At 69.1% G+C, this 24,932-nt stretch carries 22 protein-coding genes; 6 read left to right on the top strand and 16 right to left on the bottom strand.

The annotated features are described in order from the left end of the window. The 6 genes from VFH10_RS03435 to VFH10_RS03410 form a co-directional block, all read left to right on the top strand. A partial coding sequence (locus VFH10_RS03435; protein WP_325125950.1) for a 2-oxoacid:acceptor oxidoreductase subunit alpha occupies positions 1-1,609 on the top strand: 1,609 nt, incomplete at its 5' end. Beyond that, complete coding sequence (locus VFH10_RS03430) at positions 1,606-2,688, top strand: 2-oxoacid:ferredoxin oxidoreductase subunit beta (RefSeq protein ID WP_325125948.1); 1,083 nt, start codon at positions 1,606-1,608, stop codon at positions 2,686-2,688. The genes VFH10_RS03435 and VFH10_RS03430, both read left to right, overlap by 4 nt. 73 nt (positions 2,689-2,761) lie before the next feature. After that, positions 2,762-3,670, top strand: coding sequence for an EamA family transporter RarD (rarD, locus tag VFH10_RS03425; RefSeq protein WP_325125946.1), 909 nt, complete (start codon positions 2,762-2,764; stop codon positions 3,668-3,670). A gap of 104 nt (positions 3,671-3,774) precedes the next feature. Next, positions 3,775-4,206 (top strand): hypothetical protein, encoded by a 432-nt coding sequence (locus tag VFH10_RS03420; protein ID WP_325125945.1) that lies wholly within the window; start codon positions 3,775-3,777, stop codon positions 4,204-4,206. 85 nt (positions 4,207-4,291) lie between these two features. Further along, positions 4,292-5,575 (top strand): hypothetical protein, encoded by a 1,284-nt coding sequence (locus tag VFH10_RS03415; protein ID WP_325125943.1) that lies wholly within the window; start codon positions 4,292-4,294, stop codon positions 5,573-5,575. A gap of 374 nt (positions 5,576-5,949) precedes the next feature. Continuing rightward, positions 5,950-6,654 carry an SGNH/GDSL hydrolase family protein gene (locus VFH10_RS03410; RefSeq protein ID WP_325125956.1) on the top strand — a complete coding sequence of 235 codons (705 nt, stop codon included), beginning with the start codon at positions 5,950-5,952 and terminating at the stop codon, positions 6,652-6,654. Positions 6,655-6,779: 125 nt separating this feature from the next. On the opposite strand, the gene VFH10_RS03405 is transcribed toward VFH10_RS03410, so the two are convergent. The 16 genes from VFH10_RS03405 to VFH10_RS03330 all read right to left on the bottom strand — a co-directional run bounded on the left by VFH10_RS03405 (position 6,780) and on the right by VFH10_RS03330 (position 24,908). After that, positions 6,780-7,790: a zinc metalloprotease gene (locus VFH10_RS03405; protein WP_325125941.1), complete on the bottom strand. Its 1,011-nt coding sequence runs from the start codon at positions 7,788-7,790 to the stop codon at positions 6,780-6,782. Between the two features lie 81 nt (positions 7,791-7,871). Continuing rightward, a complete protein-coding gene (locus VFH10_RS03400) occupies positions 7,872-8,879 on the bottom strand; it encodes a polyprenyl synthetase family protein (protein ID WP_325125939.1) in 1,008 nt (335 codons plus the stop codon). A 28-nt stretch (positions 8,880-8,907) separates the two neighbouring features. After that, positions 8,908-10,551: an NADH-quinone oxidoreductase subunit NuoN gene (gene nuoN, locus VFH10_RS03395; RefSeq protein ID WP_325125936.1), complete on the bottom strand. Its 1,644-nt coding sequence runs from the start codon at positions 10,549-10,551 to the stop codon at positions 8,908-8,910. Then, positions 10,551-12,089: an NADH-quinone oxidoreductase subunit M gene (locus tag VFH10_RS03390; protein ID WP_325125934.1), complete on the bottom strand. Its 1,539-nt coding sequence runs from the start codon at positions 12,087-12,089 to the stop codon at positions 10,551-10,553. The genes nuoN and VFH10_RS03390 overlap by 1 nt, the downstream gene beginning before the upstream one ends. A 50-nt stretch (positions 12,090-12,139) precedes the next feature. Beyond that, positions 12,140-14,125, bottom strand: a complete 1,986-nt coding sequence (locus tag VFH10_RS03385; protein ID WP_325125954.1) for an NADH-quinone oxidoreductase subunit L — start codon at positions 14,123-14,125, stop codon at positions 12,140-12,142. Between the two features lie 71 nt (positions 14,126-14,196). Continuing rightward, the gene (gene nuoK, locus VFH10_RS03380) at positions 14,197-14,496 is read right to left on the bottom strand and encodes an NADH-quinone oxidoreductase subunit NuoK (RefSeq protein WP_325125932.1); all 300 of its coding nucleotides are present in this window, start codon (positions 14,494-14,496) and stop codon (positions 14,197-14,199) included. After that, entirely contained in the window at positions 14,496-15,317 is an 822-nt protein-coding gene (locus tag VFH10_RS03375) for an NADH-quinone oxidoreductase subunit J (RefSeq protein ID WP_325125930.1), read from the bottom strand. The genes nuoK and VFH10_RS03375 overlap by 1 nt, the downstream gene beginning before the upstream one ends. Positions 15,318-15,322: 5 nt before the next feature. Next, positions 15,323-15,895, bottom strand: a complete 573-nt coding sequence (gene nuoI, locus VFH10_RS03370) for an NADH-quinone oxidoreductase subunit NuoI (protein ID WP_325125928.1) — start codon at positions 15,893-15,895, stop codon at positions 15,323-15,325. Continuing rightward, complete coding sequence (nuoH, locus tag VFH10_RS03365) at positions 15,895-17,214, bottom strand: NADH-quinone oxidoreductase subunit NuoH (protein WP_414689828.1); 1,320 nt, start codon at positions 17,212-17,214, stop codon at positions 15,895-15,897. The genes nuoI and nuoH overlap by 1 nt, the downstream gene beginning before the upstream one ends. A 32-nt stretch (positions 17,215-17,246) precedes the next feature. Next, complete coding sequence (locus tag VFH10_RS03360) at positions 17,247-19,718, bottom strand: NADH-quinone oxidoreductase subunit G (RefSeq protein ID WP_325125924.1); 2,472 nt, start codon at positions 19,716-19,718, stop codon at positions 17,247-17,249. Then, entirely contained in the window at positions 19,715-21,016 is a 1,302-nt protein-coding gene (nuoF, locus tag VFH10_RS03355; RefSeq protein ID WP_325125952.1) for an NADH-quinone oxidoreductase subunit NuoF, read from the bottom strand. The genes VFH10_RS03360 and nuoF overlap by 4 nt, the downstream gene beginning before the upstream one ends. 2 nt (positions 21,017-21,018) lie before the next feature. Then, positions 21,019-21,738 carry an NADH-quinone oxidoreductase subunit NuoE gene (nuoE, locus tag VFH10_RS03350; protein ID WP_325125922.1) on the bottom strand — a complete coding sequence of 240 codons (720 nt, stop codon included), beginning with the start codon at positions 21,736-21,738 and terminating at the stop codon, positions 21,019-21,021. Further along, the gene (locus VFH10_RS03345) at positions 21,735-23,084 is read right to left on the bottom strand and encodes an NADH-quinone oxidoreductase subunit D (RefSeq protein ID WP_325125920.1); all 1,350 of its coding nucleotides are present in this window, start codon (positions 23,082-23,084) and stop codon (positions 21,735-21,737) included. The genes nuoE and VFH10_RS03345 overlap by 4 nt, the downstream gene beginning before the upstream one ends. Before the next feature lie 49 nt (positions 23,085-23,133). Then, positions 23,134-23,922 carry an NADH-quinone oxidoreductase subunit C gene (locus VFH10_RS03340; RefSeq protein WP_325125918.1) on the bottom strand — a complete coding sequence of 263 codons (789 nt, stop codon included), beginning with the start codon at positions 23,920-23,922 and terminating at the stop codon, positions 23,134-23,136. After that, positions 23,919-24,473: an NADH-quinone oxidoreductase subunit B family protein gene (locus VFH10_RS03335; RefSeq protein WP_325125916.1), complete on the bottom strand. Its 555-nt coding sequence runs from the start codon at positions 24,471-24,473 to the stop codon at positions 23,919-23,921. The genes VFH10_RS03340 and VFH10_RS03335 overlap by 4 nt, the downstream gene beginning before the upstream one ends. A 75-nt stretch (positions 24,474-24,548) precedes the next feature. Further along, complete coding sequence (locus tag VFH10_RS03330; RefSeq protein ID WP_325125914.1) at positions 24,549-24,908, bottom strand: NADH-quinone oxidoreductase subunit A; 360 nt, start codon at positions 24,906-24,908, stop codon at positions 24,549-24,551. Between the last annotated feature and the right edge of the window lie 24 nt (positions 24,909-24,932).

Genomic DNA, 24,932 nt, shown 5'->3' with positions numbered 1-24,932 from the left:
CCACGACTTCACCTCGCGCAACCTGACCAAGGCCGGCTACGCCGACAACCCGCTGGAGAACGACGCGCTCGACGAGTACGACGTGCAGCCGGTCGACCTGACCGGGATGACGGTCGAGGCGGTCAAGGAGTTCGGGTTGTCCCGCAAGGACGCCGCGCGGGCGAAGAACATGTTCGCGCTCGGCCTGCTGTCGTGGATGTACGGGCGGCCGACCGAGTCCACGATCTCGTTCCTGGAGCGCCGGTTCGCCAAGGCGCCCGACATCCGCGATGCCAACGTGACGGCGTTCAAGGCGGGCTGGAACTTCGGCGAGACGACCGAGACGTTCGTCGTCCAGTACGAGATCAAGCCGGCCCCGATGAGGACGGGCACCTACCGCAACATCACCGGAAACCTCGCGCTGGCGTACGGCCTGATCGCGGGCTCCACCCAGTCCGGCCTGCCGTTGTTCCTGGGTTCCTACCCGATCACTCCCGCGTCCGACATCCTGCACGAGCTCAGCAAGCACAAGCGGTTCGGTGTCACGACCTTCCAGGCCGAGGACGAGATCGCGGGCGTGGGCGCCGCACTCGGGGCCGCCTTCGGCGGCGCGCTGGGCGTCACGACCACCTCCGGCCCCGGCATCGCGCTGAAGTCGGAGACCATCGGCCTTGCGGTGATGATGGAGCTGCCGCTGCTGGTGGTCGACGTACAGCGAGGTGGCCCCTCGACCGGCCTGCCCACCAAGACCGAGCAGGCCGACCTGCTCCAGGCGATGTTCGGCCGCAACGGTGAGGCTCCGGTGCCGATCATCGCGCCGCGCTCGCCCGCCGACTGCTTCGACGCGGCCGTCGAGGCGACCCGGATCGCGGTCACCTACCGCACGCCCGTGATGCTGCTCTCCGACGGCTACCTCGCCAACGGTTCCGAGCCGTGGGCGATCCCCGACGTGCACGACCTCCCGGTCATCGAGCCGGCCTTCGCCACCGAGACCAACCACACCGGGGTCGACGCCAAGACCGGCGAGGAGACGAAGGAGTTCTGGCCCTACGTCCGCGACGAGAAGACGCTCGCCCGCCCCTGGGCCATCCCGGGCACCCCCGGCCTGGAGCACCGCATCGGTGGGCTCGAGAAGGGCGACGGCCACGGCAACATCTCCTACGACCCGGCCAACCACGACCTGATGGTGCGCACGCGTGCCGCCAAGGTCGAGCGGATCAGCGCGGACCTGCCGCCGCTGGAGGTCGACGACCCCTCGGGCGAGGCCCGGGTGCTGGTGCTCGGCTGGGGCTCGACGTACGGCCCCATCGGCGCCGCCGCCCGCCAGGTCCGCGATGCCGGGCTCAAGGTCGCCCAGGCGCACCTGCGGCACCTGAACCCGTTCCCGAGGGACCTCGGAGACCTGCTCGCGCGGTACGACGCCGTGCTGGTGCCCGAGATGAACCTCGGCCAGCTGTCCATGCTGCTGCGCGCCCGCTACCTCGTGGACGTGCACGGGTACAACCACGTGCGCGGCCTGCCGCTGCGCGCCGCCGAGCTCGCCGAGGCCATCACCGAGCTGATCGAGGTCACCAGCGACGACCGGGCCGACGTGGTCGAGCCGGTCGAGACCGAGGAGGTCGCAAGATGAGCACCACCGAGCTGCCCTTCCCGGGGCTGCCCACCGGGCTGCAGGGGGTTCCGACCGCCGACTCCCCGCAGAACCGCAAGGAGTTCACCTCCGACCAGGAGGTGCGTTGGTGCCCCGGCTGCGGCGACTACGCCGTGCTCGCCGCCGTACAAGGCTTCCTGCCCGACCTCGGGCTCAAGCGCGAGAACATCGTCTTCGTCTCCGGCATCGGCTGCTCGTCGCGGTTCCCCTACTACCTCGACACCTACGGCATGCACTCGATCCACGGGCGTGCCCCGGCGATCGCGACCGGCCTCGCCACCTCCCGGGAGGACCTCTCGGTGTGGGTGGTCACCGGTGACGGCGACGCGCTGTCGATCGGCGGCAACCACCTGATCCACGCGCTGCGCCGCAACGTGAACCTGAAGATCCTGCTGTTCAACAACCGGATCTACGGGCTCACCAAGGGCCAGTACTCCCCCACCAGCGAGCTCGGCAAGGTCACCAAGTCGACGCCGATGGGGTCGCTGGACAACCCGTTCAACCCGGTGTCACTCGCCTTGGGCGCCGAGGCCACCTTCGTGGCGCGCACCATCGACTCCGACCGAAAGCACCTGACGTCGGTGCTGTCGGCCGCTGCCCGGCACCGCGGCACTGCTCTCGTGGAGATCTACCAGAACTGCCCGATCTTCAACGACGGCGCGTTCGACTCGATCAAGGACAACCAGAGCAAGTCCGACGCGCTGATCCCCCTCGTGCACGGCGAGCAGATCCGGTTCGGCGCCGAGGGCCAGTACGGCGTGGTGCGCGACCGGGAGACGGGCCAGGTGTTCGCCGTCGAGGTCGCCGACGTGGACGAGGCCGACCTGCTCGTGCACGACGCCCACGCCGAGGACCCGACGACGGCGTTCGCGCTCTCCCGGCTCACCGACGCGGGCATCCTGACCCGGGCACCGATCGGAATCTTCCGCGAGGTGCGGCACCCGACCTACGACGACCTCGCGCGCGAGCAGGTCGCCACCGCTCGCGCGGGCACCACCAGCGACCAGGAGGCGCTCGCCGGCCTGCTGAGCAGCGGCGACACCTGGACGGTCGCCTGACGTCCTCGGTCGAGCCGTCTCAGTCAGAGGCAAACCGGTTGGTTGCCCCTGACAGGTCACGTAGCCTGCGGGGGTGGCCGAATCGCGACGCGGATACCTGCTCGGGTTCGCCGCATGGGCGATGTGGGGCTTCTTCCCGCTCTACTGGCCGCTCCTCGAGCCTTCCGGCGCCGTCGAGATCCTGGCGCACCGGATCGTCTGGTCGCTGGTGGCGATGGTGGTCGCCGCGGTCGCCGTCCGCCGCCGCTCGGCCCTGCGCGCGACGTTCTCCGACCGACGTACCCGGCACCTCCTCACCGCTGCCGCCGTGCTGATCACGGTCAACTGGGGCACCTACATCTGGGGCGTCAACAACGGGCACGTCGTCGAGACGTCGCTCGGCTACTTCATCAACCCGCTCGTCAGCGTGATGCTCGGCGTGCTGATCCTCGGTGAGCGGATGCGCCGGCTCCAGTGGGTGGCCATCGGGATCGCCGGGCTGGCCGTGCTCGGGCTGGCGGTCGACTACGGGCGGCCGCCGTGGGTGGCGCTGGTGCTGGCGTTCTCGTTCGGCACCTACGGGCTGGTGAAGAAGAAGGCCGGTGCGGGCGCGGTCGAGAGTCTGGTCGTGGAGACCACGCTGATTGCGCCGGTGGCCCTGGCCTACATCGCCTTCCTGACCTTCACGGGCGCGTCGACCTTCGGCGGTAGCGGCACCGGCCACGTCCTGCTGCTCATGGGCACCGGAGTGATCACCGTGCTGCCGCTGCTGTGCTTCGGGGCCGCGGCGACCCGGATCCCGCTGAGCGCGCTCGGCTTGATGCAGTACGTCACGCCGACCGTGCAGTTCATCCTCGGGCTGGTCGTCTTCCACGAGCCGATGCCGCTGACACGGTGGATCGGCTTCTCCGTCATCTGGCTGGCCCTGGTCATGTTCACGGTCGAGGCGCTGGTGCACCGGCGCCGTCACCTCCGGATGGTCCTCGAGGCGTCAGCGGTCTGAACGTGCTCGAAACGGTCGAAGACTCCGAGGGTTTCGTGCTCCCGGGAGTTGGGCACGTCAGGGCCATGTCGTGGTTCAGCGCTTCAACCCAGTCCACAGCGGTCGTGACCGCATCGCGCGACGCCGTGTGGAAGGCGCTCACCGACCCCGGAGTCGTCGCGTCCCTCACCCCGCTGGTCCACGACATCACCGCCTCTGGAGACATTTGGCACTGGCAGATGGCCCGCCTGCCGGTGCTCGGCACCTCTGTGACGCCCGCCTTCACCGAGCAGATGACCTTCACCGACGGGTACCGCATCGAGTACACCCACGCACCGTCCGCCGGCGCTTCCGAGCGCACAGGTGCCGACGGCTGGTACGAGCTCGGCGACACCGAGGACGGCGGCACCCACCTCGCCATCTCACTCACCGTGAAGGTGGAGCTGCCCGCGCCGCGCGCGGCCGGTCCGGCGGTTCGCGCGGCGATGAGCGGCGTCATGGCCACGATGGGCGCAGGGTTCTCCCGCAACCTGTTGAAGCACCTCGACGCCGATTGACCTGGAGCCCGTCGTACCGATCCCGTTGTGCACAAGGGATTCCGGGGCACAGATTCTGTCGGTGGTCACCTCTAGGTTGATCGGTATGGAACCGGTGGTGGACGACCTCGAGCGACAGCGCGTCGCTGCTGCCATCGTCGAGTCCAACGCTGCTCTGCTGGAGGTGGAGGCGCGACAGTTCGTGCTCGCCGCGCAGTGGGCGGATCTCCATCCGATGTCGTCGGGGACGGTGCTGCCGGGCACCGAACGGTCCAGGCGGTACGGCGGCGACGGGACGCCGTTCGCGGGTGAGTTCGCGGCCGCCGAGCTCGGGGTGCTGCTCGGCCGTTCGCACGTCGCCGCGGCCACGGTGATGGCCGACGCCAGGCTCTGGGCGGCCCTCACCGCCGGGCAAGTCCGAGTCTGGCAGGCCCGGCACGTCGCCTCCCGCACCCGGGCCACCGGACTCACACTCGCCCAGGCCCGGCAAGTCGACGAGACCACGACGCCGTACCTGGCCACGCTGCCGTCGGGCCGGTTCGTCGACCTGCTGGAGGCGCGGATCATCGCCGCCGACCCCGACGCCGCCGAACAACGCCGAATCGCAGCCGAGCTGGAGCGGTTCGTGGTCACCGGCCAGTCCAACGAGCACGGACTCAAGACGCTGGTCGCCAAGGCCACCGCGGGCGAGGTGATCTACCTGGTCGCGATGGTGGACCGGATCGCCGAGATCCTCCTCCAGCACGGCGACACCGACCCGGTCGGCACCCGCCGCTCCAAAGCCCTCGGAATTTTGGCGCACCCGGCCCGCGCGCTGGAACTTCTCCGAGGCGACGCCCTGGCGGAAGAGGTCGTCGAGACCACCGCTCCGGAGGTTCCACCGCCGCCGGCCACGTTGTACACCCACGTCTCCCGCGAGTCCGTCGAGTCCGGCGTCGGGGTGGCGCGGATGGAGGGCGTCGGGCCGATCACGATCGGCCAGGCTTCGGAGTTCCTCCGGCATTCTCACGTGACGGTCAAGCCGGTGATCGACCTCGACGCCGACCGTCCGGTGGACTGCTACGAGGTCCCGGGCCGGCTCCGCGAACAGATGCACGTACGCTCCCCGGCCTCGGCGTTCCCGTACTCGTCGGCCACCGGACGCCGGATGGACCTCGACCACACGATCCCCTGGGTCTCGACGGGCTCCACCACCGAGAGCACCGGTCCACCCGGGCAGACCCGGATCGGCAATCTCGGCAAGCTCACCCGGTTCGAACACCGGGTCAAGACCCACGGCAAGGGTTGGCGGCACCGACAACCCGAGCCCGGCGTCCACCACTGGCGGACACCCACGGGTCATGAGTTCACCGTCGACCACACCGGCACGAGGGTCTCGACCACCGAATAGGCGTACGAACGCGCCTTTGCCCAGATCCTCGCGCGCAGCTGAGCTCCGCCCCATCCCGGACGCCTGGAAGGTCGAGGTCGCCCACGGCCGCCTCGGACGCTCCCGTCGTCTGGGTGGAGTCGTTCGAGACCACCACCTCTCCACCGGCACTAGTGCGAAGGCGCCATGGCTGTTGTCCGGTCCCGCTGGGACGATTCAGCAGGGGTCCGGACAGCGGAGGTGATCCCATGCGACATCGGTGGGTGATCTTGCTCGCGTTGATGTGCGTGGCGGCTCTGGTGACAGCCGGCTGTTCGGAGTCTGACTCGGCGAGCTCGGCCCGATCGCAGCCGTCGGCCAGTGCGGGAGGCTCAGATGGACCGGCGTTGAGCCTGGTGGTCATCGGTGACTCCATCCCGTACAACATGGACACGGACTGTCCTGGCTGCACCGGGTTCGTCGATCGTTACGCCAAAGCGCTCGCGAAAGCCACTGGCCGTGAGGTCGAGACGTTGAACTTCTCCGAGCACAACAGTCTGACGCTTCCGATGCTCTTGGAGGAACTGAAGTCCTTCAAGAAGTACTTGCGCAGTGCGGATGCGATCGTCGTGGGTGTCGCGCACAACAGCGTCGCGTTGAATACCGACAAGCCGTGCGGAACTACTTTTGACGAGGCGGCGTCCACCCTCAAGGACTGGTCGAAGGTGACCGCACGTTGCGCCAGGTCCTCGGCGGCGGATTACCGGCCCCAGTACGACCGGCTCTTCTCCACCATCGCGTCCTGGCGTGAAGAGCGTCCCACCCTGTTGCGGGCGATAAACAAGTACAACGACTGGATCGGCTGGCAGGACGCGCACCTGACGGCGGACCAGGAGCACCGTACGGTGTTGGTGCACGACGCATGGAACGAGATGCTCTGCAAGTCCGCGGAGCGGCAGGGATTCGCCTGTGCGGACATCTACCATGCCTTCAATGGTCCTGACGGCACGACGCCATCAGGTGAACTGTTGGCCGCGGACTACACCCACCCCTCAGACGCGGGCAACGCCCGCATCGCGCGAGTGCTGGTGGACCAGGGATTCGAACCATCCGCCGAATAGCACATCCTCACGGAGACATGGGAGCGCCTCAGCCCCGACACAAGTCGGCCACACACTGCAGGGGGCCGCGACGCAAGGTGTAGGTGACGGGTCCGCCGACGGCGGGCGCGTCACCGACGTTGCCCTCAGCGGCCGGCGCGCTGACCCAACCAGGTCGCGACCTGGCGCCGGTTCTGGCCCTCCGTGAACCGGTCGAGGCAGAAGTCGTCGCCGTAGCTCATGAAGTTGTGCACCGGGTCCAGTCCTGCCTTCGGGCAGGTGTCGTCGGCCTCGTTGCAGAAGAAGATGTTGTCGCCGTCGAGCTGCGCCGGTGTGTCGGACACGTGGTCGCCGGGCTCGGAGCAGCCGCCCTCGAAGGTGTGGAAGAGGCCGAGCCAGTGGCCGATCTCGTGGGTGGCGGTGTCGCCGAGGTTGTACGGCGCCGCGCTGCCGCCGGGCATGCTCTCGTTGAGGATCACCAGACCGTCAAGAGCGAGCTCACCGCCGGGGAACGTCGCGTAGCCCAGCAGGCCGCTGCCGAGGCCGGCGATGTACACGTTGAGGTCGGCGTAGCCCCCCTGGTGGAGCGCCCGCTTTGCCTCCTTGGCCTCCACGTCCTCGTCGGTGAAGTCCGGCGTGAGGTTCCAGTCGTACCAGGCGTCGTTTCGGGTCCGGTCGATGCCGACCACCTCGAACCGGAACGGAGAGGGCGCCGCCTCATCCGCTGTGGAGCCGGCGTAGCCCGCATTGATCACGTCCATCTGCTGCGCCACCTGCTGGTCGGTCACGCCGCCCTTGCCGTTCTTCTTGGTGATGATGTGGACGTACGTGCGGATCGTGACCGTCGTCTGCGACTTCAGATCGCCCTGCTTGGTGAGCTTGCCGGAAGCGATGAGCCGGTCGATCTGGCGCTGGAGGTCCGCGTCCATGGAGCGGGCCTCGGCAGCGGTGACGGAGTTGAAGTCCTCGCCGCCGGGGGTGCCGCGCATGGCCCGCGCAGTGGAGATGGTGGAGTCGTCACACTCGGGCGCGGCCGCCGGCGTCGGCGACGCGGTCGCCGAGGCGCCTGCTGAGGACAGACCGAGGGTGGCGAGCAGCGTGAGGCCGAGAAGACCTTGGGTCAGGGGACGACGAACTGCCGAGACGAGATGGCGCATGTGAGGGTCTCTCCAGGGCGCTGGGTGGATTGGGTGGCACCAACCTCTACCACCGGGACGCCCCCGTCAATACCTCACGAATCAGGCGGTTCGGGTGGCGACGATCTCCGCGAAAGTGTCAAGCGCGGCGCGCACCGGCGACCCCTCGGGCAGCACCGTCAGCAGCTGCCGAGCTTCGGCGGCACGCTCGAGCACATAGGCGCGCGCCTCGTCCATCGCGGGATGCTTGCGGAGCAGGCCGAGGGCCTCGGCGTGCAGCGCGTCGTCGCTGAGGTCGGAGCCCAACAGCTCCAGCAGGCGCGCGTCCCCCGGGTCGGTCGACCGCTTGGCGAGCAGGGTGGGCAGCGTGTCCACGCCCTCACGCAGGTCGGTGCCGGGCGTCTTGCCTGACTCGTCGGAGTCGCTGGCGACGTCGAGGATGTCGTCGGAGAGCTGGAACGCCGAGCCGATCATCTCGCCGTACGCCGTCAGCGCCTCCTCCACCTCGCGCGGCGCCCCGGCGAAGCGCGCACCGTACCTGGCGGACGTGGCGATCAGGGAGCCGGTCTTGCCGGCCACCACCCGCAGGTAGTGGTCGAGCGGGTCCGCGCCGTCCTGGGGGCCGAGGGTCTCGAGGATCTGTCCCTCGACCAGCCGGGTGAAGGTCTCGGCCTGGATCCGCACCGCGTCCGCGCCGAGCCGGGCGGTCAGCTCGGAGGACTTCGAGAACAGGAAGTCACCGGTGAGGATCGCCACCAGGTTGTCCCAGCGCGCGTTGGCCGAGTCGGCTCCGCGGCGCAGCGCCGCCTCGTCCATCACGTCGTCGTGGTAGAGCGACGCCAGGTGGGTCAGCTCCACGACGCAGGCCGCGGTGACGATCCCGTCGGCTTCGGGGTCACCGGTCTCCGCGGCGAGCAGGACCAGCAGCGGCCGGAACCGCTTTCCGCCCGCGTGCATGAGATGCCGCGCCGCCTCGGTGACGAACCGCGCCTCGCTCTGCACAGTCGCGTCGAGTTCGGCCTCCACCTCGACCAACCGCTGCCGCAGCCGGGCCTCGAGGCCGGCGTCGAGGATCGGCAACGCCAGCGAGGCCGATGCTTGGCTGGTCACGGGCGTGCTCCTTGGTGCAGCAGAACGGTCAGCGGACGAACTGTCCGGCGGTGGCCGCGAGGTCGAGGACCGGTCCGGGTACGACGCCCAGGGCGGCCGTGGCCGCGAAGCCCACGGCGATCACGATAGTCGTCAGCACCGAGGGCATCACCACGGTGGGCCCCTCCCCGATGGGCTCGGAGAAGTACATCAGCACGATCACGCGGATGTAGAAGAACGCCGCCACCGCGCTGAGCAGGGCTGCGATCACGACCAGCGGCCAGGCGCCGCCCTGCCACGCGGAGGTGAAGACCGCCCACTTGCCCGTGAAGCCACTGGTCAGCGGGATCCCGGCCATGCCGAGCAGGAAGAACGCGAACACCCCTGCGACGAACGGCGACTCCTTGCCGAGGCCGGCCCACCGGGACAGGTGGGTGGCCTCGCCACCGGCGTCCCGGACGACCGTCACGACGGCGAAGGCGCCGATCGTCATGAAGCCGTAGGTCACCAGGTAGAAGAGCACCGCCTGCAGCGAGGACAGCTCGAAGCTGTCGGCCGCGGTGACCGTGTGCAAGCCGACGAAGCCGGTGAGGATGAACCCGGCGTGGGCGATGGAGGAGTAGGCGAGCAGCCGCTTGATGTCGGACTGGGTCAGCGCGAGCACGCAGCCGACCGCCATGGTCAAGATCGCGACGATCCAGATCATCGGGGTCCAGTCCCAACGGGCGCCGCCGAAGGCGACGTAGAACAGTCGCAGCAGCGCGCCGAACGCGGCGATCTTGGTGCAGGCCGCCATGAACGCGGTGACGGCGGTCGGGGCGCCCTGGTAGACGTCCGGCGTCCAGGAGTGGAACGGCGCGGCGCCGACCTTGAACAGCATGCCGACGGCCATCAGCCCGATGCCGCCGAGCAGCAGCGGCTCGGCGCCGATCGTGCCGGAGACCGCCTCGGCGATCTCGCCGAGCTGCATCGAGCCGGCGTACCCGTAGACGAGGGCGACGCCGTAGAGGAAGAACCCGGAGGAGAACGCGCCGAGCAGGAAGTACTTGAGCGCGGCCTCCTGGCTGAGCAGGCGCCGACGCCGGGCGAGACCGCACAGGAGGTATAGCGGCAGCGACAGGATCTCGAGCGCCACGAACATGGTGAGCAGGTCGTTGGACGCGGGGAACAGCATCATGCCGCCGACCGCGAACATCATGAGCGGGAAGACCTCGGTGTGCTCGAGGCCCCGCGTGGACGCCTCGCGTTCGGCCTGCGTGCCCGGTAGCGCGGCCGCCTGGCCCGCGAACGCGGTGACGCCGCCCTCGAGGTGGCGCTCCGCGAACAGCAGCACGCTGGTGAGCGTGAGTACGAGCAGGGTGCCCCAGATGAACACGGTCGGTCCGTCGACGGCGATGGCGCCCTCGGCGGCGATCTGGCCGAAGCCGGCACTGTCGCCGCGCGGCTCGAGGTCCATCGCCACGAGGACGGTCGCGACGATGCCGGCGATCACACCGACGATCGCGAGCAGCGACTGGACCATGTACCGGCGCTCGCGGGGCACGAAGGCCTCCACGAGCACGCCGACGATGGCGATGCCGAAGATGATCAGCATCGGTGAGAGCAGGCTGTACTCGATGCTCGGCTTGGAGAACTCCACGGTGTTCTCGGGCAGCTCCACCCCCAGCCGGGGCGCCGCGGCGAGGATCGACATCACTGGTTTGACTCCTCTTCAGCGGCCGCCGGAACGGCCGGCTCGGGGTCGGTCACACCGACCTGTTCGAGCGTGTCCCCGACGGCCGGGTTGATGATCGCGGTGAGCGGCTTCGGGAAGAAGCCGAGCACGACGATCAGCAGCAGGAGCGGCGCAAGCGCGCCGATCTCCCGGAGGTTCAGGTCCTTCATGCCGGCGACGGCGGGCTGGGTGGGTCCGGTCATGGTCCGCTGGTACATCAGCAGGATGTAGATGGCCGCCAGCACGATGCCGAGGACGGCGAACACGGCGTACCACCAGTTGTAGGCGAACGTGCCGACGAGGACCAGGAACTCGGAGATGAACGGCGACAGGCCGGGCAGCGACAGCGACGAGAGCCCGGCGAGGAGGAACGTGCCGGCGAGCACCGGGGCGACCTTCTCGACGCCACCGAAGTCGCCGACGAGCTGCGACCCGCGCCTGCGGATCAGGAAGCCGGTCACCAGGAACAGCGCGGCCGTCGACAGCCCGTGGTTGAACATGTACAGGGTCGAGCCGGTCTGTCCGTAGCTGTTGAGCACGAAGATGCCCATCACGATGAAGCCGAAGTGCGACACCGACGTGTAGGCGATCAGCCGGGGGATCGAACGCTGCCCGATGGCCACCAGGCCGCCGTAGAGGACGCTGATGACGGCCAGCACCAGCACCACGGGCGTGGCCCACTCCGAGGCCTCGGGAAACAGTCCCAGGCAGAACCGGATCATCCCGAAGGTGCCGATCTTGTCGAGGATGCTCACCAGCAGCACGGACGTGCCCGGGGTCGCCTCCTGCGCCACGGTGGGGAGCCAGGTGTGCACCGGGAACATCGGCGCCTTGATCGCGAAGGCGATGAAGAACCCGAGGAACAGCCACCGGCCGATCTCGGTGTCGAGCCCGGCGGTGACCGGGGCCAGCTCGGTGATGAGGTACGTCGGACCCGCGTCCGAGTCCGCCGACACGACGTACAAGCCGACGACGGAGGCGAGCATGAGCAGGCCGCCGAGCAGGGAGAACAGCAGGAACTTGACGGCGGCGTACGCCCGGCGGGGACCGCCGAAGCCGCCGATCAGGAAGTAGATCGGGATCAACGTCGCCTCGAACAGCACGTAGAAGAGGAAGACGTCCATCGCCGCGAACACGCCGATGGCGAGGCCCTCGAGCGCGAGCATCCACGCGAAGAACGAGCTCGAGCCCCAGCGACCGGTGTCACCGTCGCGCCACGAGGCGAGGATGACGACCGGAACGAGGATCGCGGTCAGGATCAGCAGGGTCAGGCCGATCCCGTCGACGCCGACTGCGTAGTGGGCGCCGAAGGCCTCGATCCAGTTGTGCTCCTCGACGAACTGGTAGCGCTCGCCGTTGACCTGGTAGCCGAAGCCGATGAGGCCGACGAGGACAAGGGTCGCCAGGGAGAAGCCGAGCGCGACCTTCTGGGGAAGGTCGTTCCGGGAGGGCAGCAGGGCCACGACCACCGCGCCGACGATCGGCAGCAGCAGGGACGCGGTCAACCAGGGAAACACTCAGGACACCAGCCTTCGGCTCACGAGCTCGTGCTGCAGGACAGGGAGGTTCATGTCAGGTTCACCGCCAGGAGCGCGACGACGACGAGCAGCGAGCCGCCGAGCACCGAGAGGGCGTAGGACCGGACGTAGCCGGTCTGCAGCCGGCGGAAGCGCGCGGACATCCCGGCGAACGCGGCGCCGGTGCCGTCGACGGCCCCGTCCACGCCACGGTCGTCGAAGGCGATCAGCCCGGTCACGAAGCGGTCACCCGGCCGCATCAGCAGCTCCTCGTTGAGCGCGTCGCCGTAGAGGTCGGCGCGCGCGGCCCGGGTCACGAAGGACACGTTGGTCGGCGCGACCCGTGGGACCTCGGACTTGCCGACGGTGAGCCAGGCGATGGCCACGCCGACCGCGACCACCACGGTGATGATCAGGCTGTAGACGATCGGCGAGAACGCGAGCTCGTGGTGCTGCGTCACGCCGACGACCGGGTCGAGCCAGTCGACGATCCAGTCGCCGAGCACCAGCAGGCCGCCGAAGACGGACAGGGCGGCGAGCACGATCAGCGGGACGGTCATGATCTTGGGCGACTCGTGCGGGTGCACGCCCTCCTCCCACCGCTTCTTGCCGAAGAACGTCATCAGCATCAGACGGGTCATGTAGAACGCGGTGATGCCGGCTCCGACGAGCGCGGCCAGGCCGATGACGAGGTTCTCGCCGAACGCCGCCTCGATGATCCGGTCCTTGGACCAGAAGCCGGAGAAGCCCGGGAACCCGATGATCGCGAGGTAGCCCATCGAGAAGGTCAGGAAGGTGACCGGGACCGCCTTCTGCAGCGCGCCGTAGTGCCGCATGTCGACCTGGTCGTTCATCGCGTGCATGACCGACCCGGCGCCGAGGAAGAGCCCGGCCTTGAAGAAGCCGTGGGCGTAGAGGTGGGCGAGCCCGGCCACGTAGCCGGCCGGGCCGAGGCCCACGGCGAGGAACATGTTGGCCTTGAAGAAGCCGTGCGCGAGCAGGTGGAAGATCGCGAACGCGTAGCCGAACGGCCCGAACCCGGCGGCCAGCATCATGTAGCCGATCTGGCTCATCGTCGAGCCGGCGAGCACCTTCTTGATGTCGTCCTTGGCGCAACCGATGATCGCGCCCCACAGGAGCGTGACGACACCCACGATGACGACCGCCGTCTGTGCGACCTCGGTGTAGTCGTAGATGAAGTTCGACCGCACGACCAGGTAGACACCGGCGGTCACCATGGTCGCCGCGTGGATCAGCGCCGAGACCGGGGTCGGGCCCTCCATGGCGTCGAGCAGCCAGGACTGCAGCGGGACCTGGGCGGACTTGCCGCAGGCGGCGAGCAGGAACAGCAGACCCAGTGCGGTGAGGGTGGCCTGCTCGGCTTCGCCGGCGACGGCCGAGATGCCCGCGAACGCGGTCGTCCCGAAGGTCGCGAACGCCAGCATGGTGCCGAGCGCCATGCCGATGTCGCCGACGCGGTTCACCACGAACGCCTTCTTGGCGGCGACCGCGGCGGACGGCTTGTGCTGCCAGAAACCGATCAGCAGGTACGACGCGAGGCCGACACCCTCCCAGCCGAGGAAGACACCGAGGTAGTTGTCGGCAAGCACCAGCAGGAGCATCGCGGCGACGAACAGGTTGAGGTAGCCGAAGAAGCGCGCCCGACGCTCGTCGTGTGCCATGTAGCCCACGGAGTACACGTGGATAAGCCCGCCGACGCCCGTGATCAGCAGCAGGAACACCGCCGACAGCGGGTCGTAGAGCAGCGACATGTCAGCGGTGAAGCCGCCCGCATCCACCCAGGTGTAGAGGAACTGCGAGACGCTCCGGTCGTCGGCGTCCCGACCGAGCAGAGCGAAGAACGCCAGCAGGCTGATCACGAACGACGCGAGGACGGTCGCACAGCCGAGCAGGTGCGCCCAGGCGCGCGTGCGGGTGCCGCCGGCGACCAGGATCACCGCGGCGCCGAGGGCCGGCAGCGCGATGATCAGCCACAACAGGGACAGCACACCGTCCGCCGCGGTGGGGTCGATCACGGGCACGGTGCCCTCGTGTGCCTCCTCCGAGAGCAGGATCAAGGCAGAGCTGGTCACAGACACCGACACCCCTAGTACTTCAGCAGGCTCGCGTCGTCGACCGAGGCCGAGCGTCGCGTGCGGAAGATGGTCATGATGATGGCGAGGCCGACGACGACCTCCGCGGCGGCGACGACCATGACGAAGAAGGCGCCAACCTGTCCGTCGAGGTTGCCGTGGACTCGCGAGAAGGTCACCAGCGCCAGGTTGCTCGCGTTGAGCATGAGCTCCACGCACATGAACACGACGATGGCGTTGCGGCGGGTGAGCACGCCGATGCAGCCGATCGTGAACAGGATCGCGGAGAGGGCGAGGAAGGGTGTCGGGTCCATCACTTCACCTCGTCGTTCTCGTCCTCGGCGGGCGGGACGGACTCCCCGGGAGCGCCCGGGCGGACGCTGCCCTCCTCGCGCATCGAGCGGGTGAGCTCGTCGATGTCGTCGGCCAGCGCCGGCGCTGAACGCACGGTGCCCCGGGCGACCAGCAGCCGCGACACCGACGTCTCGGCCGGGGTCCCGTCGGGGAGCAGTGCCGGGGTGTCCACGGCGTTGTGACGGGCGAACACGCCGGGCGACGGCAGCGGCCCGAGGTGCTTGCCGTGGTCGACGTAGTCACGCATCCGCTGCGCGGCCAGGTCGGCCTGCGTCTGCTTGGGCGTCAGCCGCTCGCGGTGCGCGAGCACCATGGCGCCGATGGCTGCGGTGATCAGCAGCGCGCTGGTCGCCTCGAACGCGAAGACGTAGTTCGAGAACAGCAGCTGGGCGAGCCCCTGCACGTTGCCGTCGGCGTTGGCGACGTCGAGACCCACGGTCGCCCCGATGGTGACCTGGGCGACCCCGAGGACGAGCACGGCGCCGAACAGCAGGCCGACGATCGTGGCCGCGAGCCGTTGTCCCTTGATCGTCTCGACGACCGAGTCGGAGGCGTCCACGCCGACGAGCATCAGCACGAACAGGAACAGCATGAGGATCGCGCCGGTGTAGACGATGATCTGGACCGCGAACAGGAAGGGGGCGTCCTGCACGGCGTAGAGGATCGCCAGCCCGATCATCACGACCGCCAGCAGCAGGGCCGCGTGCACGGCCTTGCGGGCGAACAGGATGCCGAGGGCCGCGGCGACCATCACCGGTGCCAGGAGCCAGAAGGTGACCACGGAGATCAGGCCTCGCTCTCGGAACGCGGACGCTCGCCGGCGCCGTGCGGCCGGAAGGAGCCGCGGTAGTAGTCGCCCTCGTCCTCACCGAGGAGCATGGCGTGCGGCGGCTGCTCCATGCCGGGCAGCAGCGGGGCGAGCAGGTCCTGCTTCTCGTAGATGAGGTCCGCCCGGTTGTCGTCGGCGAGCTCGTACTCGTTGGTCATCGTCAGGGCACGGGTCGGGCACGCCTCGATGCACAGGCCGCACAGGATGCAGCGCAGGTAGTTGATCTGGTAGACGGCCCCGTAGCGCTCGCCCGGCGAGAACCGACCGGAGCCCTCCCCGGTGTCGTCGACGTTGGACGCACCCTCGACGTAGATCGCGTCGGCCGGGCACGCCCAGGCACACAGCTCGCACCCGATGCACTTCTCCAGCCCGTCCGGCCAGCGGTTGAGCTGGTGCCTGCCGTGGAACCGGGGCGCGGTCGGCTTCTTCTCGAACGGGTACTGCTCGGTGACGACCTTCTTGAACATGGTCCGGAAGGTGACGCCGAAACCCGCGACCGGGTCCCAGAACTGTTCCTTGAGCGTGGGCATCAGGGCTGCTCCCTAGTGTCTGTTGGGCGCGCGATGTCTTGACGTGCCTCGCGGAGCGTGACCGACGTACGGCCCTGGACGGCGGGACCGGGCATCGGCGGGACAGGGTAGCCGCTGGCGAACGCGTCGAACGCCTCGCCGTCGGCACCGACCCTCTCGCGCCCTGCCTCCTCGTCCTCCTCGACGCCACCGCCGACGAAGAAGAGCACCAGGAACAGCACCGCGACCACGCCGATGGCGGCGAGCAGGTAGCTGCGGTCGATGCCACCCTCGAGGCTGATCGCGCGGATCGTGGCCACCGCGACGATCCAGACGAGGGCCACCGGGATCAGCCGCTTCCAGCCGAACTTCATGAACTGGTCGTAGCGCAGCCGGGGCAGTGTCCCGCGCAGCCAGATGAAGATGAAGATGAAGATCATCACCTTGGCGATGAACCACAGCACCGGCCAGAAGCCCTCGTTGGCGTTGTCCCAGAGCGAGAGCGGCCACGGGGCACGCCAGCCGCCGAGGAACAACGTGGTGGCGAGCGCGGAGACGGTCACCATGTTGACGTACTCGGCGAGGAAGAACAGCGCGAACTTCAGCGAGGAGTATTCGGTGTGGAAGCCGCCGACGAGCTCGCCCTCTGCCTCCGGCAGGTCGAACGGCGCGCGGTTGGTCTCGCCGACCATCGCGATCAGGTAGATCACGAACGACGGGATCAGGATCAGGCCGAACCACAGCCGTTCCTGGCTGGCCACGATCTCCGACGTCGACATGGAGCCGGCGTAGAGGAACACCGCGACCAGCGAGAGGCCCATCGCGACCTCGTAGGAGATCATCTGCGCGGAGCTGCGCAGGCCGCCGAGCTGGGAGTACGTCGACCCGGACGACCAGCCGCCGAGCACGATCCCGTAGATGCCGATCGACGCCACCGCGAGGATGAACAGCACCGCCACCGGCATGTCGGTGAGCTGCAGGGGGGTGGTCCGGTCGGTGAACGGCACGTCCACCTCGGGCCCGAACGGGATCACCGCGAACGCCAGGAACGCCGGCACCGTGGAGAGCACCGGGGCGAGCAGGAAGACGGCCTTGTCGGCCGCCTTGGGGATGATGTCCTCCTTCAGCGCCAGCTTCACGCCGTCGGCGAGCGACTGCAGCAGCCCGAAGGGGCCGTTGACGTTGGGACCGATGCGGTGCTGCATCCGTGCCACGACCCGGCGCTCGAACCAGATGTTGAACAGCGTCAGCAGCACCAGGAGCACGAAGATCAGGACCGACTTGATCAGCACGAGCCACCACGGGTCCGTGCCGAAGAGCGACAGGTCGTCGGCGGCCATGGTGATCGAGCCGCTGGCCGCGGTGATCGGGATCATGCCGCACCTCCCTCGATGGAGACGGTCGTCCCGGCACTTGCGCCGAGGTCACGGTTGACGTTGATGCCGTCGGAGTTCGCCGGCAGCCAGACGACGCCGTCGGCCACGTCGGCGACACCGACCGGGACCGTCGCCGCGCCCGTGGGGCCGGTGAGGGTGACGTTGGCTCCGGCCTGCACACCGAGCCCGGCGAGGGTCGCGGCGGAGACGAGGGCGACCGCCGCGCGGCCGGTGGCCTTGAGGTAGTCGTCACCGTCGAGCATCGACCCGTCGTCGATCATCTGCTTCCAGGTGGCCAGTCGGAGCCCGTCGCCCCCGGTGGCGGAACCGCCCCGGGTCGTCGAGTCCGAGACCGGTGCGGCGACGCGGGCCCCGTCCCACGGGCCGATCTCGGCCAGCTCGGCGCGGGCACCCTCGACGGTCTTGAAGCCGAGGCCGGCGCCGAGCTCGTCTGCGATGCCGGACAGCACGCGCAGGTCCGGAAGCGCGTGCGACTCGACCAGCACCTTCTCGAAGGGCCGCGGGCGACCCTCCCAGGTGAGGAACGTGCCGGCCTTCTCGGCGACCGTGGCCACCGGGAACACCACGTCGGCGGCCCGGGTCACGTCGGTCTCGCGCAGCTCGAGGCTGACCACGAACGACGCGGCCTCCACGGCCGCGCGGGTGGCGGCTGGGTCCGCGGTGTCGTCAGGGTCGACACCGGCGACGAGCAGCCCGCCCAGGTCGCCCGACATCGCGGCGGCGACGATCCCCGTGGCGTCGCGGCCGGGCTCGTGGCCGATCGTCGTACCCCACACGGTGCCGATGTCGACGCGCGCCGAGGCGTCGTCGACCGGACGGCCGCCGGGCAGCAGGGTGGGCAGGCATCCCGCCTCCACCGCGCCGCGGTCCCCCGCGCGACGCGGCACCCAGGCCAGGCGCGCGCCGGTCGTGCCGGCGAGCGCCAGCGCGGCGGAGAGCGCACCGGGCACGGAGGCGAGCCGCTCCCCGAGCAGCAGGATGCCCCCCGAGTCGAGTGCGACCTCACCGTCGTTCGCGAGCGCCTCGAGCGCGGCGGCCTCGTCTCCCGGCGCGGTGCGGATCAGCGTGCCGTGCATCTTGGCGAGGCCACGGGACGTGTACGGCGCGACGCTCCAGACCTTGAGCCCCTTGCGGGCGGCCTTGCGCAGCCGGAGGAACACCGTGCCGGCCTCGTCCTCGGGCTCGAGCCCGGCCAGCACGACCTTGTTGGCGCGCTCGAGGTCCTCGAACGTGACGCCGAGACCGCTGCCCGCGACGGTCGAGGCCAGGAAGGCCTCCTCCTCCGGGGAGTGCGCGCGGGCGCGGAAGTCGATGTCGTTGGTGCCCAGGGCGACCCGGGCGAACTTCGCGTAGGCGTAGGCGTCCTCGACGGTGAGCCGGCCGCCGGTGAGCACCCCGACCGGGCCGGCGGCCCGCAGCCCGCGGGCGGCGACGATGAACGCCTCCGGCCAGGACGCGGCGCGCAGCTCCCCGGTCTCCTCGTCGCGGACGAGCGGGTGGGTGAGCCGGTCGGCCTGGCGGGCGTAGGTGAACGCGAAGCGGTCCTTGTCGGTGATCCACTCCTCGTTGACCTGCGGGTCCTCGCCGGACAGGCGTCGCACCACCTTGCCGCGCCGGTGGTCGACACGGATCGCCGAACCACACGCGTCGTGCTCGGCGACCGAGGGCGTGGACACCAGGTCGAACGGGCGGGCGCGGAAGCGGTACGCCGCGGACGTCAATGCGCCGACCGGGCAGATCTGGATCGTGTTGCCGGAGAAGTAGGACTCGAACGGCTCCTTCTCGTAGATGCCGACCTGCTGGAGCGCACCGCGCTCGATCAGCGCGATGAACGGGTCACCGGCGATCTGCTCCGAGAAGCGGGTGCAGCGCGCGCACAGCACACAGCGCTCCCGGTCGAGGAGCACCTGTGCGGAGATGTTGATCGGCTTGGGGAAGGTGCGCTTGGACTCGACGAAGCGGCTCTCGCCGCGACCGTTGCTCATCGCCTGGTTCTGCAGCGGGCACTCCCCACCCTTGTCGCAGACCGGGCAGTCGAGCGGGTGGTTGATCAGCAGCTGTTCCATGACGCCCTGCTGCGCCTTGTCGGCGATCGGCGAGGACACCTGGGTGTTGACGACCATGCCGTCGGAGGCGGCCAGGGTGCAGGAGGCCTGCGGCTTCACGCGCCCGGGTGGGCCCATCATCGTGCGCGGCTCGCCGTCCGGTCCCGGCAGGGCGACCTCGACGAGGCACTGCCGGCAGGCTCCGACGGGTGCCAGCAGCGGGTGGTCGCAGAACCGCGGGATCTGCACACCGACCTGCTCGGCGGCGCGGATCACCAGCGTGCCCTTGGGGACGCTGACCTCGATGCCGTCGATGGTCAGGGTGACCAGGTCGGTCCTCTCGACCTGCCCGTCGGCTGTCGAGCCCGTCGAGACGCCGGACTTGTTGGCTGAGATCGTCATGCCGTGACTCCTGCAGGTGCGAACAGGGTGGACCTGGCGTGGTCGAACGGGCAGCCGCCGTGCTCGAAGTGCGCGACGTACTCGTCGCGGAAGTACTGGATCGACGACGAGATCGGGCTGACCGCGCCGTCGGCCAGGGCGCAGAACGACCGTCCGAGGATGTTGTCGCACTGGTCGAGGATCTGCTCGAGGTCGGCCTCGCTGCCCTCACCCTTCTCCAGACGCGCCAGCGTCTGCACCAGCCACCAGGTGCCCTCGCGGCAGGGCGTGCACTTGCCGCAGGACTCGTGCTTGTAGAACTCGGTCCAGCGCAGCACCGCGCGGACGACGCACGTGGTGTCGTCGAAGATCTGCAGCGCCTTGGTGCCGAGCATCGAGCCGGCGGCGCCGACGGCCTCGTAGTCGAGGGGTACGTCGAGGTGCTCGGCCGTGAGGAGCGGCGTGCTGGAGCCACCGGGGGTCCAGAACTTCAGCTCGTGACCCTCGCGCACGCCCCCGGCCAGGTCGAGCAGCTCACGCAGGGTGATCCCGAGAGGTGCCTCGAACTGACCCGGCCTGGTCACGTGGCCGGACAGGGAGTAGAGGGTCATGCCCTTGCTCTTCTCCGTCCCCATCGCGCTGAACCAGTCGGGTCCGTTGGTCACGATCGAGGGCACGGTGGCGATCGACTCGACGTTGTTGATCACCGTCGGGGACGCGTACAGGCCGGCCACGGCCGGGAACGGCGGACGCAGCCGCGGTTGTCCGCGGCGACCCTCCAGGGAGTCGAGCAGTGCCGTCTCCTCGCCACAGATGTACGCACCGGCGCCGGCGTGCACGATGACGTCGAGGTCGTAACCGGAGCCGTGGATGTCCTTGCCGAGGTGGCCGGCCAGGTAGGCCTCCTGCACGGCGCGCTGCAACCGCCGGATCACGTGCAGCACCTCACCGCGCACGTAGATGAACGCGGTGTGGGCGCGGATCGCGAAGGAGCTGATGATGACCCCCTCGACGAGGGTGTGCGGGCTGGCCATCATCAGCGGGATGTCCTTGCAGGTGCCCGGCTCCGACTCGTCGGCGTTGACGACGAGGTACTTCGGGTTGGGGTTGTCCTGCGGGATGAAGCCCCACTTCAGGCCGGTCGGGAAGCCGGCGCCGCCACGACCACGCAGGCCGGAGTCCTTGACCAGTTCGACGAGAGCGGCCGGCTCCATCCCCAGCGCCGTCTTCAGCGCCTCGTAGCCGCCCGAGCGCTCGTAGGCCTCCAGGGTCCAGGACCTCTCGGTGTCCCAGTTGGCCGAGAGGACCGGGGTCAGCACGGTCACTGGTCAGCTCCCTTCGGCGCTGTCTGGTCGGTGTCCGGCTCGGCTCCGTCGGACGGGAACCATCCGCGCTCACGAGCGATCTCGAGACCGACCAGGCTGGCCGGGCCGGCGGCGGGGCCCTCATCTGCGAGGTCGTCGGGGAACCCGGCGAGCACGCGCTCGGCCTCACGCCACGTGCAGATCCGCGGACCCCGGGTCGAGTGGACCTCCTTGCCCTCCCGCAGGTCGTCGACGAGCTGCGTGGCGGACTCGGGGGTCTGGTTGTCCATGAACTCCCAGTTGACCATCACGACCGGAGCGAAGTCGCACGCGGCGTTGCACTCGACGTGCTCCAAGGTGACGCTCTTCTCGTCGCCGGACGGCACGGTCGTCTCGTCGTTCCCGATGTCGAGGTGGTCCTTGAGGCGGTCGAAGATGGCGTCGCCACCCATGACCGCGCAGAGCGTGTTGGTGCAGACGCCGACGTGGTAGTCGCCGACCGGGCGCCGCTTGTACATCGTGTAGAAGGTCGCGACACCCGACACCTCGGCGGCGGAGATGCCGAGGATGTCGGCGCATGCCTCGATGCCGCGCGGCGTGACCCGGCCCTCGACGCTCTGCACGAGGTGCAGCATCGGGAGCAGACCGGAGCGCGCCTGCGGGTAGCGGGCCGCGATCTCTCGCAGCTCGCCGAGGGTCTTCTCGTCGAGCGGTCCGTCCTGGAGCTGCTGTGTCACCGGTCCACTCCTCCCATCACGGGATCGATCGACGCGATCGCGACGATGACGTCGGCGACCATGCCGCCCTCACTCATCACCGACGTCGCCTGCAGGTTGGTGAACGACGGGTCTCGGAAGTGGGCACGGAAAGGCCGGGTGCCGCCGTCGGAGACGACGTGGGCGCCGAGCTCGCCGCGCGGCGACTCGATCGGGACGTACGCCTGCCCGGCCGGGACCCGGAAGCCCTCGGTGACCAGCTTGAAGTGGTGGATCAGGGCCTCCATCGACTCGCCCATGATGTGCCGGATGTGGTCCATGCTGTTGCCCATGCCGTCGGTGCCGACGGCGAGCTGGCTGGGCCAGGCGATCTTCTTGTCGGCCACCATGACCGGAGCGCCCTCGAGGTCGCCGAGCCGGTCGGCGCACTGCTGGACGATCCGCAGGGACTCCCACATCTCGTCGAGACGGATCCGGAACCGGCCGTAGGCGTCGCTGGTGTCCCAGGTGACGACTTCGAAGTCGTAGTCCTCGTAGCCGCAGTAGGGCTGGGTCTTGCGCAGGTCCCAGGGGTAGCCGGTGGAGCGCAGCACCGGTCCGGTGAGTCCGAGCGCGAGACAGCCGGCCAGGTCGAGGTGGCCGACGTCCTGGAGCCGGCCCTTGAAGATCGGGTTGGCGTTGCAGAGGTCGGCGTACTCCGGAAGGCGCTTCTTCATCAACGTGATGAAGTCGCGGATCTGGTCGAGCGCACCGGGCGGCATGTCCTGCGCGACACCGCCGGGGCGGATGAACGCGTGGTTCATGCGCAGGCCGGTGATCAGCTCGAAGAGGTCGAGCACCAGCTCGCGCTCGCGGAAGCCGATCGTCATCACGGTCAGCGCACCGATCTCCATGCCGCCGGTGGCGATGGCGACGAGGTGGCTGGAGATCCGATTGAGCTCCATCAGGAGGACGCGCATGACCTGCGCCTTCTCCGGGATGTCGTCCTCGATGTCGAGGAGCCGCTCCACGCCGAGAACGTAGGTCGCCTCGTTGTGGAACGGCGCCAGGTAGTCCATCCGGGTGCAGAACGTGACGCCCTGGGTCCAGGAGCGGAACTCCATGTTCTTCTCGATGCCGGTGTGCAGGTAGCCGATGCCACATCGGGCCTCGGTGACCGTCTCACCCTCGAGCTCGAGGATCAGCCGGAGCACGCCGTGGGTCGAGGGATGCTGCGGCCCCATGTTGACGACGACCCGGTCGTCGCCCTCGTCGGCGATGCCCGAGACGACGGAGTCCCAGTCCTGGCCGGTGACGGTGAAGACGCGGCCCTGGGAGGTCTCGGACGCGCCGGCGTACAGGTCCTCGTTGGATCCGGTGGTGGTCATCGGGGCCCCCGCGGAAGTGCGAGCGAAGCGAGCAGTTTCGTGGGGTGAGTCATGAGTAGCTCCTGCGGACGTCGGGCGGTGGGACGGTCGCGCCCTTGTACTCGACGGGGATGCCCCCCAATGGGTAGTCCTTCCGCTGCGGGTGGCCCGGCCAGTCGTCCGGCATCTCGATGCGGGTGAGCGACGGGTGGTTGTCGAAGACGATCCCGAAGAAGTCGTAGGTCTCGCGCTCGTGCCAGTCGCTGGTCGGGTATACCGACACGATCGACGGGATGTGCGGGTCGGCGTCGGGGCAGGTCACCTCGAGCCGGATCCGTCGGTTGTGGGTCATCGAGAGCAGGTGGTAGACGGCGTGCAGCTCACGGCCCGCGTCGTCGGGGTAGTGCACCCCGGACACCCCGGAGCAGAACTCGAAGCGGAGCTTGTCGTCGTCGCGCAGCAGCTGCGCGGTGGCGACCAGGTCGTCGCGGCGTATGAAAAGGGTGATCTCGCCGCGATGCACGACGACCTTCTCGATGGCCGTGGTGTTGCCCTGCCCGGTGAGCGCGGCTTCGAGCGAGTCGGCGAAGTCGTCGAACCAGCCGCCGTAGGGACGGACGGTGCCGCCCGGCATGGCGACCGGGCGGGTCAGACCGCCGTAGCCGGACGTGTCACCGCTGCCCTGGACACCGAACATCCCGCGGCGGACCCCGATGACCTCGGGCTGCAGCTGCTCCGGCTCGACCGGGAGGGCGTTCTCCGGGGCGTTGTCGGTTGCGTCGGGCTCGGTGCCGGGGGTGACCTCGTCGCTCTTGGCGAGCGTCTCGTCGGGGGTGGGACCGGTCTTGTCGTCGCTCACCTCAGCAGACCCTTCATCTCGGAGGTCGGCAGCGCGCGCAGCGCGTCGTTCTCGTCCTGCTCGATCTCGGCGAGACGGTTGCTGCCGAGCTTGGTGCTCTGCACCTGCGCGTGCAGCTTGAGGATGGCGTCGATGAGCATCTCGGGGCGAGGCGGGCAGCCGGGGAGGTACATGTCGACCGGTACGACGTGGTCGACCCCCTGCACGATCGCGTAGTTGTTGAACATGCCCCCCGAGCTCGCGCAGACGCCCATGGCGAGCACCCACTTGGGGTCGGGCATCTGGTCGTAGATCTGGCGCAGCACCGGCGCCATCTTCTGGCTGACCCGGCCGGCGACGATCATCAGGTCGGCCTGCCGGGGCGAGGCCCGGAAGACCTCCATGCCGAAGCGCGCGAGGTCGTAGCGGGGCCCGCCGGAGGTCATCATCTCGATGGCGCAGCAGGCCAGGCCGAACGTGGCGGGCCAGAACGACGCCTTGCGCATGTAGCCGGCGACGCCCTCGACGGTCGTCAGCAGGACGCCGCTGGGGAGCTTCTCCTCGACACCCAACTCAGATCACTCCTTCGACACTCGCGCGGATGGACGGGTCGACCGCCGGACGGACGGGTGGACCGCCGATGCTGATCAGTCCCACTCGAGCCCCCCACGCTTCCAGACGTAGGCGTAGGCGACGAAGACGGTGAGGATGAACAACACCATCTCGACCAGGCCGAACATGCCCATCGCGTCGAAGTGCACGGCCCACGGGTACAGGAACACGATCTCGATGTCGAAGACGATGAACATCATCGCGGTGATGTAGTACTTCACCGGGAACTTGCCACCGCCCAGCGCCTGCGGGGTCGGCTCGATGCCGCACTCGTAGGAGTCGAGCTTGGCGCGGTTGTAGCGCTTCGGGCCGACGACAGCACTCATCACCACCGAGAACACCGCGAAGCCACCGGCCAGCAGCATCAGTCCGAGAACCGGTGCGTAGAGCTCCATTCCCGTGTCCCTCCTGTCGATCGT

It is taken from the genome of Nocardioides sp., assembly GCF_035697785.1.
Classification (GTDB): domain Bacteria; phylum Actinomycetota; class Actinomycetes; order Propionibacteriales; family Nocardioidaceae; genus Nocardioides_B.
This window is presented reverse-complemented; position numbering and strand designations above follow the sequence as displayed.